This is a genomic window from Pararhizobium sp. IMCC21322, from assembly GCF_030758295.1.
Lineage (GTDB): Bacteria > Pseudomonadota > Alphaproteobacteria > Rhizobiales.
The window spans coordinates 2,356,895-2,370,277 of the sequence record NZ_CP132335.1 but is presented as its reverse complement, the minus strand read 5'-3'; the positions used below and the strand labels follow the sequence as shown (position 1 = coordinate 2,370,277).

At 53.8% G+C, this 13,383-nt stretch carries 12 protein-coding genes; 4 read left to right on the top strand and 8 right to left on the bottom strand.

Features of this window, described 5'->3' with window-relative positions:
* Position 1: 1 nt before the first annotated feature.
* Entirely contained in the window at positions 2-934 is a 933-nt protein-coding gene (locus RAL91_RS11355) for a branched-chain amino acid ABC transporter permease (RefSeq protein ID WP_306262329.1), read from the bottom strand.
* Between the two features lie 73 nt (positions 935-1,007).
* Complete coding sequence (locus tag RAL91_RS11350; protein ID WP_306262327.1) at positions 1,008-2,159, bottom strand: ABC transporter substrate-binding protein; 1,152 nt, start codon at positions 2,157-2,159, stop codon at positions 1,008-1,010.
* A gap of 136 nt (positions 2,160-2,295) precedes the next feature.
* On the opposite strand from RAL91_RS11350, the gene hyi reads away from it, so the two are divergent.
* The gene (gene hyi, locus RAL91_RS11345; protein ID WP_306262325.1) at positions 2,296-3,072 is read left to right on the top strand and encodes a hydroxypyruvate isomerase; all 777 of its coding nucleotides are present in this window, start codon (positions 2,296-2,298) and stop codon (positions 3,070-3,072) included.
* Positions 3,073-3,117: 45 nt separating this feature from the next.
* On the opposite strand, the gene RAL91_RS11340 is transcribed toward hyi, so the two are convergent.
* The 5 genes from RAL91_RS11340 to RAL91_RS11320 form a co-directional block, all read right to left on the bottom strand.
* Positions 3,118-4,263 (bottom strand): Gfo/Idh/MocA family protein, encoded by a 1,146-nt coding sequence (locus tag RAL91_RS11340; protein ID WP_306262323.1) that lies wholly within the window; start codon positions 4,261-4,263, stop codon positions 3,118-3,120.
* 9 nt (positions 4,264-4,272) lie between these two features.
* The gene (gene xylA / locus RAL91_RS11335; RefSeq protein ID WP_306262321.1) at positions 4,273-5,583 is read right to left on the bottom strand and encodes a xylose isomerase; all 1,311 of its coding nucleotides are present in this window, start codon (positions 5,581-5,583) and stop codon (positions 4,273-4,275) included.
* Positions 5,584-5,599: 16 nt separating this feature from the next.
* On the bottom strand, positions 5,600-7,063 hold the full coding sequence (gene xylB, locus RAL91_RS11330) for a xylulokinase (RefSeq protein ID WP_306262319.1): 1,464 nt from the start codon (positions 7,061-7,063) through the stop codon (positions 5,600-5,602).
* Positions 7,064-7,226: 163 nt separating this feature from the next.
* Positions 7,227-8,507 (bottom strand): glycerate kinase, encoded by a 1,281-nt coding sequence (locus tag RAL91_RS11325; RefSeq protein ID WP_306262316.1) that lies wholly within the window; start codon positions 8,505-8,507, stop codon positions 7,227-7,229.
* The gene (locus RAL91_RS11320) at positions 8,504-9,175 is read right to left on the bottom strand and encodes a L,D-transpeptidase (RefSeq protein ID WP_306262314.1); all 672 of its coding nucleotides are present in this window, start codon (positions 9,173-9,175) and stop codon (positions 8,504-8,506) included. Before RAL91_RS11320 ends, RAL91_RS11325 begins: the two co-directional genes overlap by 4 nt.
* 178 nt (positions 9,176-9,353) lie before the next feature.
* On the opposite strand from RAL91_RS11320, the gene RAL91_RS11315 reads away from it, so the two are divergent.
* From RAL91_RS11315 to RAL91_RS11305, 3 genes are read left to right on the top strand one after another with little or no spacing between them, the layout of a single operon-like run.
* Positions 9,354-10,703 (top strand): NAD(P)-dependent oxidoreductase, encoded by a 1,350-nt coding sequence (locus tag RAL91_RS11315; RefSeq protein ID WP_306262312.1) that lies wholly within the window; start codon positions 9,354-9,356, stop codon positions 10,701-10,703.
* Between the two features lie 11 nt (positions 10,704-10,714).
* Positions 10,715-12,046, top strand: a complete 1,332-nt coding sequence (gene preA / locus RAL91_RS11310; RefSeq protein WP_306262310.1) for an NAD-dependent dihydropyrimidine dehydrogenase subunit PreA — start codon at positions 10,715-10,717, stop codon at positions 12,044-12,046.
* A gap of 4 nt (positions 12,047-12,050) precedes the next feature.
* The gene (locus RAL91_RS11305) at positions 12,051-12,422 is read left to right on the top strand and encodes a VOC family protein (RefSeq protein ID WP_306262308.1); all 372 of its coding nucleotides are present in this window, start codon (positions 12,051-12,053) and stop codon (positions 12,420-12,422) included.
* A gap of 27 nt (positions 12,423-12,449) precedes the next feature.
* On the opposite strand, the gene RAL91_RS11300 is transcribed toward RAL91_RS11305, so the two are convergent.
* Positions 12,450-13,121 (bottom strand): TetR family transcriptional regulator C-terminal domain-containing protein, encoded by a 672-nt coding sequence (locus RAL91_RS11300; RefSeq protein ID WP_306262306.1) that lies wholly within the window; start codon positions 13,119-13,121, stop codon positions 12,450-12,452.
* Between the last annotated feature and the right edge of the window lie 262 nt (positions 13,122-13,383).

Genomic DNA, 13,383 nt, shown 5'->3' with positions numbered 1-13,383 from the left:
ATCAGGCACTGCTCGTGCCGGTTGCCGGGAACAGGCCTTGCGGGCGCACGGCCAGCACAATTGCCATCACCACATAGATGGCCATGGATGCCAGAGATGAGCCAAGCGTCATGGCATCTGAATTATCCATGAAAAGCTGGAAGAAGGACGGCAGAAAAACCCGGCCCAACGTATCAACCAGCCCCACCAGTATGGCGCCAATCAGCGCGCCTTTGACGGAGCCAATACCGCCAATCACGACCACAACGAATGCAAGGATCAGAACCGGTTCGCCCATGCCAACCTGAACGGATGACAGCGCGCCAACCATGGAGCCTGCCAGCCCGGCAAGAGCCGCCCCAAGGGCAAAGACGATGGTGTAGACAAGGCGAATATTGACGCCAAGGGCTGCAATCATTTCCCGGTCGGATTCCCCGGCTCTGATGCGCATGCCCAGCCGCGTGCGGGCAATCAGCCAATACAGCCCCAACGCCACCAGCAGGCCCACAAAAATGATGAGCAATCTGTATTTGGAATAGGTCAGCCCGCCGATCAGCTCAATCGTGCCGGAAAATGCCTCTGGCACATCCAGAAACAGCGGCACATCACCAAACACCCAGCGCGTGCCTTCAGAGGCAATCAGGATCAGTGCGAATGTCGCAAGCACCTGATCCAGATGATCGCGGGCATAAAGACGCTGCATGACGACCATTTCCAGCAACGCGCCAGCAACAGCCGCACCTGCCATACCTGCCAGGAGACCGAGGAAGAAAGACCCTGTCTCAACCGAGACAAAGGCGCAGCAGAACGCACCGATCATATACAATGATCCATGCGCCAGATTGATCAGCCCCATGACTCCGAAAACAAGTGTCAGGCCAGCTGCCATCAGGAACAATGTCACGCCCAATTGCAGACCGTTCAGAACCTGTTCGGCTATCAGTAAGGTGGACATTCAGATCTTTCCCGACAAGAAAAACCCGGCTTCAGCACTTGGGTTGAAGCCGGGTTCAGTTCGTTTACGCAGACTACATTTTGCAGTCAACAGCGTATGCATCGCTGTGATTTTCAAGGCCGATAGATACGATCTTGTTGGTCAGAACGTCACCTTCCTTGATCACTTCGCGAACATAAATGTTCTGGATCGGATGGTGGTTCGGGCCAAAGCTGAAATCACCACGAACGGATTCAAAGTCGGCTGCACGCAGTGCATCACGGAAAGCCGCCTTGTTCGACACATTTGCTTTTGCAGCAGCAGACAGGATCAGGTTAGCTGTGTCAAAACCCTGACTGGCATAGAGCGATGGAAGGCGGCCATACTCCTCGGTAAAAGCTTGTACGAAGGCTTTGTTGGCCGGGTTCGTCAGATCCTTGGACCATTGGGAAGAGTTCTTGACGCCAAGAGCGGCATCGCCAACAGCACCCAAGATGCCCTGATCAAACGAGAATGCCGGGCCAAGCACCGGAAGGTCAACACCGGACTGGGCATATTGCTTCATGAAGGCAATTCCCATTCCGCCTGGCAGGAAGAAGAAGACGCTGTCTGCATCTGAGTTTTTGATCTGGGCAATTTCTGCGGCATAATCTGTCTGGCCGAGTTTGGTGTAAATCTCGCCTGCAGCTTCGCCTTTGTAGAAGCGCTTGTAGCCTGTCAGCGCATCTTTGCCCGCCGGATAGTTCGGCGCAAGAATGAAGCTTTTGCTGTATCCCGCATCATTGGCATAATTGCCCATGGCTTCATGCAGATTGTCGTTCTGCCATGCGGCATTGAAATAGTTTTCATGACAGCCTTTTCCAGCCAATGCGGACGGACCGGCATTGGGGCTGATGTAGAAGGTTCCGCCACGTACAGTTTTTGGAACAACGGCCATTGCAAGATTGGACCAGATAATGCCGGTCAAGACATCGACCTTGTCGCTGGAAATGAACTTGTCCGCAATTTTAACCGCATTTTCCGGCTTGCGCGCGTCATCTTCAATCAAGAGTTCAATTTGTTGATCGCCAGCCATTTTCAGTGCCAGCTGAAAACCGTCGCGAACATCCACACCCAGGCTTGCGCCACCGCCGGACAAGGTCGTGATCATACCGACCTTGAGTTCGGCGCTGGCCGTTGTGGCTGTGGCCAAGGACAGCACTGCCACCGACAAGGCTGTCGTTGCGGCCAAAACTGTTTTCTTCATAAGTCTCTCCCAAATGGATAGGGGTGCACCCCTATTGGTTTTTTGCTGCGTTTGTCTTGTTGATGTGTCTGTTGTAAACGGCTCCGACGCATTTCAGCAAGCCACTCGTGGCGGTAGACAGGGAGTATCAGCCAATATGCCAAGATTTGCTGCCAATTTGAATTGGCTCTTTACCGATTTGCCGATGCTGGACCGGTTTGACGCTGCCAGCCAGGCTGGCTTTGAAGCCGTGGAATACATGTTTCCTTTTGATTATGACATCAATGACTTAGTGGAAAAGCTTCGTTCTCTGAATCTGATTCAAGTTCTGTTCAACATGCCACCGGGCGATTGGGAGGCAGGTGACCGCGGCCTTGGGTGCTTGCCGGATCGTGTTGATGAGTTTCGCGCATCGGTTCAAACCGCCATTGACGCCGCCAATGCATTGAATTGCCCGACGGTAAACTGCCTGTCCGGTATACCGGCATCCGATATTGATCCTGCCTTGATGGAGCAAACCTTTGTAGAAAACCTGCGCTACGCTACCGCTGAATTTGCCAAACATGATGTTCATCTGGTGATAGAGGCCATCAACACACGCGATATCCCGGGCTTCTATCTCAACACCTCTGCACAGGCTTTTGATATTATCGAGAAAGTTGGTTCAGACAATCTATCGCTGCAATATGACATTTATCATATGCAGGTGATGGAAGGGGATTTGGCCAATACGCTTGCCGCCAATCTGCACCGCATCGGACATTTGCAGCTTGCTGATAATCCGGGCCGGCATGAGCCGGGTACAGGCGAGATCAACTACCCGTTCCTGTTCCGTCACATCGACGCGATTGGTTATGAGGGTTGGATTGGATGCGAGTACAAGCCGATTGAGGATACAGCAGCCGGGCTCGGCTGGATAAAAGAGATGAATTGACAGCAACGGCGAAAGGCCGTTGCGGTCAAGATTACTTTCGAACATCTACGCCTGAATATCAGTCCAGGCTGAATCGGCCTCGCTTGATTTCACACAGGCAACAATGAAAGCTACACCGTCAACGCCGTCGTTCACGGTTGGGAAATGGACAGCTTTATCGGCTGCCTGATTGTTCCGGAATGCCGTAATGGCAGCCGCAGCTTCGCTGTATATATTGGCAAAGCCTTCCAGATAGCCCTCGGGATGCCCCGGTGGGACGCGAGACATACGCTCTGCTTCCGGACCAACAGTCGGGCCGCCACGTGTCAGGATGCGCGGCGGTTCGCCATAGGGCGTGTGCAGCATACGGTTCGGGTTTTCCTGTTCCCAGGACAAGCCGCCCTTGGTGCCGTAAATACGCAGTCTCAACCCGTTTTCATTGCCAGGGGCAACCTGGCTGGCCCAGATCATACCTTTTGCGCCGTTTTCATAACGCAGCATGACGTGAATGTTGTCATCCAGATCGCGGTCAGGAACAAAAGTTGTGAGGTCCGCTGCAAGCTTTTGTGCTTTCAGCCCTGATACGTATCCCGCCAGATGATAGGCATGGGTCCCGATGTCCCCCACACAGCCACCAACGCCGGATTGTTTTGGATCCGTGCGCCAAGCCGCCTGCTTCTGGCCAGTACCCTCGAGTGCCTCGGTAAGCCAGTCCTGCGGGTATTCAGCCTGAATGATCTGAATTTTGCCAAGTTCGCCATCGGCAACCATGGCTCTGGCATGACGGATCAGCGGATAGCCGGAATAATTATGCGTCAGAACAAACAGCTTGCCGGTTGTCTCGACCAGTTTTGCAAGCTCCTGAGCATCTTCAAGTGTGGTGGTCATCGGCTTGTCGCAGATCACATGAATGCCAGCTTCCAGAAACGCTTTTGCAATTGGAAAATGCATGTGATTTGGCGTGACAATCGCCACAGCTTCAATGCCATCGCTGCGTGCGCCTTCGGCCTTTGCCATTTCAGCAAAATCGCCATAGGTGCGGTCAGCATCGACGCCCAATTCAGCGCCGGAGGCTTTGGACTTGTCCGCCGTGGACGAAAAAGCCCCGGCGACCAGTTCAAAATGGTCATCCATGCGGGCTGCTATGCGGTGGACGCCACCAATGAAAGCGCCCTGCCCGCCGCCGACCATACCATATCTGATTTTACTCATGAATCCCTCTTACACATATCTGTTGACGATGTTTTCCAGATATTCCTGGCGCCCAGATTTGGGCTCCGGATTAATGCCATCAGCATGCACCCAGCCTGCAATGTCATCAAGCGCGTAGCTTCCATCCAGCATTTTCTGCGCTTCGGGATGGCTCCAGCCCGCGTAGCGATCTTCGACAAATCCATCCAGCACACCGTCTTCCAGCATGGCAGCTCCGGCTTTCAATGACCGCGCCAGAACATCAATGCCGCCAATATGTGAGACGATCAAATCTGCAGGCTCAGTCGATTGACGACGCAGTTTGCTGTCAAAATTAAAGCCACCTGAAGTAAGGCCGCCGCCTTTCAGAATGTAGTATAGTGCCAAAGCCATTTCCGGCACATTGTTGGGGAACTGATCTGTATCCCAACCGGACTGATAATCATTGCGATTGGCATCAACGGAGCCAAAAATTCCCAGAGCCATTGCCGTGCAGATTTCATGCTCGAAGGAGTGATTGGCCAGAACAGCGTGGCCAACTTCGATGTTGACCTTCACTTCATTTTCCAAGCCATGCGCTTTCAGCAAGCCATAGACGGTAGCCACATCGTAATCATATTGATGTTTTGTGGGTTCCTGAGGTTTCGGCTCGATCAGAATGGCGCCTTTGAAACCGATTTTGTGTTTGTAATCAACGACCATGCTTAAAAAGCGACCAAGTTGATTCAACTCGCGTTTCATGTCGGTGTTGAGCACTGTCTCGTAGCCTTCACGGCCACCCCACAGAACATAGTTCTCACCTCCAAGCTGATGGGTCACATCCATTGCATGTTTTACCTGTGCGGCTGCATAGCCAAAGACAGCCGGATCAGGATTGGTGGCACCGCCGGACATAAAGCGCTTGTGGGAAAACAAATTCGCAGTGCCCCAAAGCAGCCGTGTTTTCGACGTCTGCATTTTGGCGGCGAATATGTCGGCGATCTCGCTGACATTGCGGTTGCTTTCCGCCAGCGTATCGCCTTCTGGTGCAATGTCGCGATCATGAAAACAAAAGAACGGTGCGTTGAGAATATCGAACATCTCGAAGGCCACGTCAGCCTTCAGGCGCGCGCCTTCCATGGTATCGCCAAACCAGGGACGATCGAGGGTTTGCCCACCAAAGGGATCGCTGCCGGGCCAGCAGAAGCTGTGCCAATAAGCGATTGCCACCCGCAGATGATCTTCCATGGATTTGCCCATTACAATCTCAGTGGGATTGTAATGGCGATATGCAAACTGATTGTCGCTGTCAGCGCCTTCATATTTGATTGTCGGGATGTCGCCGAAGAATCCGGTGCTCATGTGTTGTTCCTCACCCTTATATTAGTGGTTTGAGCGCTGGATAGAGCGCCTGATAGGTTTGATATTTTTCCTGATAGGCAGCGGTCAATTTCGCATTTGGCGAAATGGTTTCGACAATGCGCGGCTGGCTGCAAATTTCTGCAGGGTTTGCGCCCGTTGCCGCTGTCAGTCCCAGACGAGCAGCACCAAAGCCACCGCCAAAATCGCCCGCTTCCGGCAAATGCAGTTCAATATTCATTGCCGTTGCCAGAATATCCAACAACACCTTGCTGCGGGCGCCACCGCCCGCCACCAATGCACTGTCGATTTTGGAACCGGCAGCCGAGAGGACGCGCAGACTGTCGCAGAAGGCAAATGCTATGCCTTCCAGAACCATCTGTGTCAGGACCGCTTTATCCGTGCTGTGATCAATGCCAATAAATGCGCCGCGCGCAGATGCATCATTATGCGGTGTTCGCTCGCCGGACAGATAAGGCAGAAACAGCCCGCGTGCAGGCCCGTTCAAGGGACCATCCAGAGCGGCAGTCAATTCAGGTGCTGATGTGCCCGTTGTGTTCGACAACCAGGTCAGGCTGTCCATCGCTGACAGGATAACCCCCATTTGATGCCAGGTATCCGGTATTGCATGGCAAAAGGCGTGAACCGCGCCATCAGTGTTGGGAGAGAACCGATCATTGCAGATGAACAACACGCCGGATGTTCCGAGCGAAACAAAAGCCGAGCCCGGCACAACCGTGCCTAGGCCGCATGCTGAGGCGGCGTTGTCGCCACCGCCACCTGCAACAGCAATGCTTCCGCTCAAGCCCCATTCAGCACATAAATCGCCGCGCAAATTGCCAGATGTCGCGCTGCCTTCAACCAGGTCCGGCATATGGTCCATCGACAGGCCGGTAGCCTGCAACAATTCCGGCGACCATTTACGCCCGGCAACATCGAGCCACATGGTACCGGCGGCATCTGACATGTCTGAGGCAAATTCGCCCGTCAGCCAAAGCCGCACATAATCCTTTGGCAAAAGCACTTTATGTGTTGCTTCGAATATCTCCGGCTCATGCTTCGCGACCCAGGCCAGCTTTGGCGCGGTAAATCCGGCCATAACGATGTTTCCAGCAATGCCACGGAAATCAGCCTTGGCCTCCAACTCGGTACATTCTTTTGCCGACCGCCCATCATTCCACAAAATACAGGGACGCAAAGGCTTGTGGTCTTTCCCAAGCAGTGTTGCACCATGCATGTGGCCAGAGAGCCCAATGCCCTGCAAACGCGACAGCGCTTCAGGTTGGGCCGCCTTGACCAGAGCCATGGCCTTCCGGGTTGCGGTAATCCAGCTTTCCGGGTCTTGCTCTGACCAACCAGGCTGCGGGCGGGTTACATCCATGGAAGCGCTTTCGCTTGCCAGAATGGTCTGGTCTGCATCTATCAGGACGGCTTTAACCGCCGATGTTCCGATATCCAGACCAAGGAAAGTTGGTGTGCTCACAGTCCCCCCAATTATCTATTGCGTTGATGTGCCGTTCGGCGATTGCAGCGTGTTCGACTGTCTTATGGATTGAGGACGATGGTATTGGGGCCACGGTCCAATATCAATTGCAATCAGTATCATCGTCTTGATGGTTTTCCATCAGACGTAGCTGCGAAACAACTCAGATAGGGTCAATCAGAATGACGCGCAAATCATTGACATTCGTCAGTGTTGGTCCGGTCATGACCAACCGGTTTATGGCTTCAAAGAAGCTGTAACTGTCGAAGCCTGACAGATCATCGATGGCGCGTCGTCCCGCCTGGCGGCCCAAGGCGATATCGCCCGGCAAATACAACGCTCCGGCATTATCCTGCGTGCCGTCAATTCCGTCCGTGTCACAGGCCAGCGCCGAAATGCCGGGCATGTCATTGGCGGCATTGGCAAAGCTCAGCAGAAAGGCTGTATTGCGGCCGCCGCGCCCTGCCGGGCCATTCACCGAAACTGTTGTTTCTCCGCCTGAAATTAGCGCGAGTGGCGGCTGTGCGGGTTGGCCGTAATTGCGGACCTGTTTGGCTATTCCAGCCATAACCAGACCAACGTCCTGCGCTTCGCCCTCGATAGCATCACCAAGGATTAGTGGCGTGTAACCTGCCTGCTTTGCCACCTCTGCAGCCGCTTCCAGAGATGCCTGCGGCCTGGCAACCAGTGTGCTTTGCGAGTTGCTGAAACATACTGATGAAGGATCAGGCGTTTCTGCGCTATCCTGTTCCAGAAAATTCGCGATATGTTGGGGCAGGCTGATTTTGTAGCGACCCAATATATCAATCGCATCTGCCACTGTTGAGGGGTCGGCGATTGTGGGACCGGATGCAATTGTCCCAAAATCATCGCCCGGGACGTCCGAGATACCAAGCGTTACCAATTTGGCGGGATAGGCAGCAGCTGCCAACCGTCCGCCCTTGATGGCGGACAAATGCTTGCGGACAACATTCATCTCGTGAATGGCAGCACCTGATTTCAACAGAGCCTTGTTGATGGCCTGCTTGTCGTCAAGGGTAAGGCCTTTTCCAGGCAACGGCAGCAAAGATGAACCGCCACCGGATACCAGAAACAGGACCAGATCATCCGCATCGGCAGAATCGGCAATAGCCAGAATGCGCTCAGCGGCCTCCATGCCGTTTGCGTCCGGCACCGGATGATTTGCTTCCACAATTTCAATATGCTGGCACGAAACCGCTGCGCCATATTGAGTGACGACCAGACCGCTTGGAACAAGGCCCCATGACTGCAGGATCTTGTCTTCCGCAGCTCTTGCCATGGCAGCCGAGGCTTTGCCTGCGCCCAAAACAATGACGCGGCCTTCCGGCTTCTCGGGAAGATGCGGCGGAACAACCAAATCTGGATTTGCAGCAGCAACCGCAGCATAGAACATGTCTCGCAGGAGCGTCTCAGCAGGCATCATGCGGCAGATTTGGAGTTTGTTTCCCGCCCCAACACGACGACGACCGTGTATTTGTTCACCCGCTCGTAAAGATCAATCACATCGTGATTCCACATCCTGATACATCCGCTGGAGACCGATTTCCCGATGGATTTGGGGTCCGTCGTCCCGTGAATGCGGTAGAGCGTGTCCACGTCACCCTCAAATAGATAGAGCGCGCGGGCACCCAGCGGATTGTCCAATCCTCCGGCCATGCCTTCAGGGCCATATTTCCTGAGTTCCGGGCGACGCTGTTTCATTTCTTCTGGCGGACGCCAACTTGGCCAGCGGCGTTTTCCAGCCACATATGCGCGGCCAGACCAGGCCATGCCAGCTTTGCCAACACCAACGCCATACCGCATCGCGTAGTCATTTTCATGAACAAGATAGAGGTAGTGATTAAGCGGGTCGACCACGACTGTGCCCGGTTTTTCTTTGGTTTTGTAGCGCACAACCTGCCTGTAAAGGCGCTTGTCTGCTTTTCCTGCAACTTCCAGAGCATCCAGCGGAAACTCTTCCTCGGGCTTCGGACCATAGGCGGTTGCGTAATAATCATCATCCAACAAACCGACTTCCAGCCCATCAGGCGTGCAAGCGGACAGGGCCAGCGCAGCGCAGCCCAGCAAAAGGGTTCGGCGCGTCAAAAGCATTGGAGTCTTTGAGAAATCCTGATTCATATCAGACCTGTTTAAAGCGGCATATCGCCGGTTTACCCAAGCAATAAGGTCGTGACAAGGGAAACCGAACGACAACAGCGCGCTATTGCCACTAGACAATCGGAAAAAAATTTGTCCAAATGGTAAAATATTTTTCGAATGGAGAGGTCAAATGGCAGAAAACGGACAGGAAGCAGACATCAAAGCCGGGCGACTGGATGCTGACGACTATGTCAGAAACTTCTCGGACGCCTACCCTCTTCTGAATAAGCGCGAGGCCTTTGTTGAATCAGAGCGCTGCTATTTCTGCTACGATGCGCCCTGCATCCAGGCCTGCCCCACATCCATTGATATTCCGCAATTCATCCGTCAGATCGCGACAGATAATCCGGATGGCTCAGCCAAAACGATTTTTGAGCAGAACATTCTGGGTGGCATGTGCGCCAGAGTCTGCCCGACCGAGCAGCTCTGTGAAGAACTCTGTGTACGCGAAGTTGCCGAAGGAAAGCCGGTCAAAATTGGTCAGCTCCAACGCTACGCGACCGATCACTTTATGGCCCACAAGCCCCAGCCGTTTGAGCGCGCGGCGCCAACAGGCAAGAAAATTGCCGTGGTTGGTGCTGGTCCTGCCGGCCTGTCCTGCGCCCATCGCCTTGCCAGCCATGGACATGATGTCGTGCTGTTTGATGCGAAGGAAAAACCGGGCGGCCTCAACGAATATGGCATTGCCGCTTATAAAACGACTGAGGATTTCGCTCAGGCGGAAGTTGATTTCGTCCTCGGCATTGGCGGCATCACTCTCGAAACCGGTAAAGCGCTGGGCCGTGATGTAACCTTGTCTCAATTGCGCAACGATTATGACGCTGTGTTTCTTGGGGCCGGTCTTGGCGGTGTCAACGCCCTTGGCCTTTCCGGAGAAGACGCCGATGGCGTGATCGACGCTGTCAGCTACATTGAAGATCTGCGACAGGCCGACCAGCTTGGCACACTGCCGGTAGGCCGCAAGATCGTGGTGATTGGCGGCGGCATGACAGCCACCGATATTGCCAACCAGACCAAGCGTCTGGGTGCCCAGGACGTTACAATCGTCTATCGGCGCGGGCAGGATCGTATGAATGCCAGCGCCAAGGAACAGAAATTTGCGCAAACAACGGGTGTGTCCATCCGCACTTATGCGGCGCCCAAAGAACTGGTTGCCAATGGCTCGGTGCGAGCCATCACCTTTGAAACCATGCAGGACGACAATGGCAAGCTTTTCGGCACGGGTGAAACCTTCACCCTGGAAGCCGATATGGTTTTCAAAGCGATTGGTCAGACATTGCACGGCGCAGAACTGGGGTCCGATTTTTCCGAAGTCGAATTGGAGCATGGCCGCATTCGCGTCGATGAAAACCGCAAGACTAACCTGCCTGATGTCTGGGCAGGAGGCGACTGTATTTCCGATGGCGATGATCTGACTGTTATTGCCGTTGAAGACGGTAAGATTGCCGCTGAACACATCAACTCAATCCTGAAAGCGTAGGGAGACAGACCATGGCAGATCTTCGAAGCAATTTTGTTGGTATCAAGTCCCCTAACCCGTTTTGGCTGGCTTCCGCGCCGCCAACGGACAAAGCCTATAATGTCGTCCGGGCTTTCAAAGCCGGTTGGGGTGGTGTTGTCTGGAAAACGCTGGGGGAAGACCCGGCCATCGTCAACGTCAACGGGCCGCGCTATGGCGCTACCTGGTCCAATGACCGTCGCCTCATCGGCCTCAACAATATTGAGCTGATCACCGACCGGCCACTGGACGTCAATCTGCGCGAAATCAAGGAAGTGAAACGCGACTGGCCGGATCGGGCCATGGTCGTGTCATTGATGGTGCCGTGTGAAGAGAGCAACTGGATCAATATTCTGAAGCGGGTGGAAGACACTGAAGCTGATGGCATTGAACTGAATTTTGGTTGTCCTCACGGCATGTCGGAACGCGGCATGGGTGCAGCTGTTGGACAGGTCCCAGAATATGTGGAAATGGTCACCCGCTGGTGTAAGCAATACAGCAATATGCCGGTGATCGTGAAGCTGACACCCAATATTTCAGATATCCGCACAGCCGCCCGTGCCGCCAATGCAGGCGGTGCTGATGCAGTCTCATTGATCAACACCATCACCTCAATCATGAGCGTAAATCTCGATACATTTGCACCCGAGCCGACCATTGATGGCAAAGGCACTCATGGCGGGTATTGCGGTCCGGCGGTCAAGCCGATTGCGCTCAATATGGTGTCAAAAATTGCAACAGATCCTGAAACCGCCAAACTGCCGATCTCGGGCATTGGTGGCGTCACGACCTGGCGTGATGCGGTGGAATTTATTGCGCTTGGCTGTGGCAATGTACAGGTGTGCACGGCCGCCATGACGTATGGCTTCAAGATTGTTGAAGACATGATTGATGGCCTGTCGGACTATATGGACGAAAAAGGCTTCATCGACGTTGAAGAGATCGTTGGCAAAGCCGTGCCAAATGTGACCGATTGGCAGTATCTCAATCTCAACCACATCACCAAGGCTGTCATTGATCAGGATTCGTGCATCAAATGCGGACGGTGTCATATCGCCTGTGAAGATACATCGCATCAGGCGATCACCTCCATGCTGGATGGCGAGCGCCACTATGAGGTGATTGACGAGGAATGCGTCGGTTGTAATCTTTGTGTGGTTGTTTGTCCGGTCGAAAACTGCATCACCATGGAAGAGATGACAGAAGGTGTTGATCCACGCACAAGCACTCCGATTTCCGATGAGTACGCCAACTGGACAACCCATGTGAACAACCCCTCATCGCCGAACTTCATTCCGGCCAAGGCGATTGAACCAGCGGAGTAATCTCATGTCCCGGCAGACGGTCACTGGCATAGGCGGCATTTTCTTTCGCGCGAAAGACCCTGGCGCACTGGCCAGCTGGTACCGTGAGCATCTGGGTGTGGATGAAGTTCCAAAAGATTATGACACTCCAGCATGGCAGACTGCAAAGGGGACGACAGTATTCGCCCCCTTTGCGGCAGACACCGACTATTTTGGACGCCTTGAGCAAAACTGGATGATCAATTTTCGCGTCGCGGATATGGATGCCATGGTGTCGCAATTGGAGGCTGCCGGGATTGCCGTGAAACGCGATCCTGAAACCTATCCCAATGGCCGGTTTGCCCGCTTGCATGATCCGGAAGGCAATCCGGTGGAATTGTGGGAACCGGCGGAATAGCAGCACGCTCCGCGGACTCATCTGCAATTACTTGCGTGGCAACAATCCATGCATAAACAAGGTTTCAAGTGTTGTCGCTGCGTCTTGATAAATCTTGTCGCGCTTGTTTTCGCCAAGCAGCGCGGCGACCTGAACCTCGAAATCCGCATAATGCTGGGTTGTCGCCCATAGCATGAAAATCAGGTGGTTGGGATCTACCCGATTGAGCTGTCCGGTGTCACACCAATGGCGGATCACAGCAGCTTTTTGTTCCACCAGTTCTTTCAAATGACCTTGCAGCACCGTGCCCAGCATCGGTGCGCCATTGAGAATTTCGTTGGCAAAGAGACGTGAATCTTCCGGTCGCTCTTTCGACATGGCCAGCTTGGCACGCATATAGGTGAGAATCTGCTCCGCAGGATTGCCATCCGGGTCAAGCTGTTCCAGTGGTTCCAGCCAGCGCTCCAGCACAAGTTCCAGCACCGCAACGTAAAGCGCTTTCTTGCTTCTGAAGTAATACAGGAGATTGGGCTTGGTCATGCCAGAGGCTTTGGCCAATTCATCAACGGTCGCGCCACGAAACCCGCTTGATGCAAAGATGCTCAGAGCACCTTCCAGAATGCGCTCCTGATTGCGTAGCTGGATGCGGGTAGCCTTGCGCGGCTTCACATCATCACCCGGCCCCTGCCCCGGTCGCGATCCTGATTCGTCCAAATCCATAAATACGCGTACCTGCTTCTCCCAAGGGCCACTGCATTGCTGTTTTTCTCACACCTGCTTTTGGTTTGCAGCAATACCTTCAATTGACACAATGGAAAGGGCTTGTGGGCTTTTCCGATTGTGTCTAACGTCTCATTTGACCAATTGGTCAGAAATTTCGGTTTCACCTAACGGCGTGCCAGCCACAATGTCAAACGGACGTTTGCGCGGCCAGATGGTGTGACGGAGTTCTCTTAGTGGGTCTTGGAGGTCTTCTTCTGGG

Coding starts and splice junctions, on each gene's coding strand:
- RAL91_RS11355 (WP_306262329.1), bottom strand. CDS start 934: ATGTCCACCTTACTGATAGCCGAACAGGTTCTGAACGGTCTGCAATTG.
- RAL91_RS11350 (WP_306262327.1), bottom strand. CDS start 2,159: ATGAAGAAAACAGTTTTGGCCGCAACGACAGCCTTGTCGGTGGCAGTG.
- hyi (WP_306262325.1), top strand. CDS start 2,296: ATGCCAAGATTTGCTGCCAATTTGAATTGGCTCTTTACCGATTTGCCG.
- RAL91_RS11340 (WP_306262323.1), bottom strand. CDS start 4,263: ATGAGTAAAATCAGATATGGTATGGTCGGCGGCGGGCAGGGCGCTTTC.
- xylA (WP_306262321.1), bottom strand. CDS start 5,583: ATGAGCACCGGATTCTTCGGCGACATCCCGACAATCAAATATGAAGGC.
- RAL91_RS11325 (WP_306262316.1), bottom strand. CDS start 8,507: ATGATGCCTGCTGAGACGCTCCTGCGAGACATGTTCTATGCTGCGGTT.
- RAL91_RS11320 (WP_306262314.1), bottom strand. CDS start 9,175: ATGCTTTTGACGCGCCGAACCCTTTTGCTGGGCTGCGCTGCGCTGGCC.
- RAL91_RS11315 (WP_306262312.1), top strand. CDS start 9,354: ATGGCAGAAAACGGACAGGAAGCAGACATCAAAGCCGGGCGACTGGAT.
- preA (WP_306262310.1), top strand. CDS start 10,715: ATGGCAGATCTTCGAAGCAATTTTGTTGGTATCAAGTCCCCTAACCCG.
- RAL91_RS11305 (WP_306262308.1), top strand. CDS start 12,051: ATGTCCCGGCAGACGGTCACTGGCATAGGCGGCATTTTCTTTCGCGCG.
- RAL91_RS11300 (WP_306262306.1), bottom strand. CDS start 13,121: ATGGATTTGGACGAATCAGGATCGCGACCGGGGCAGGGGCCGGGTGAT.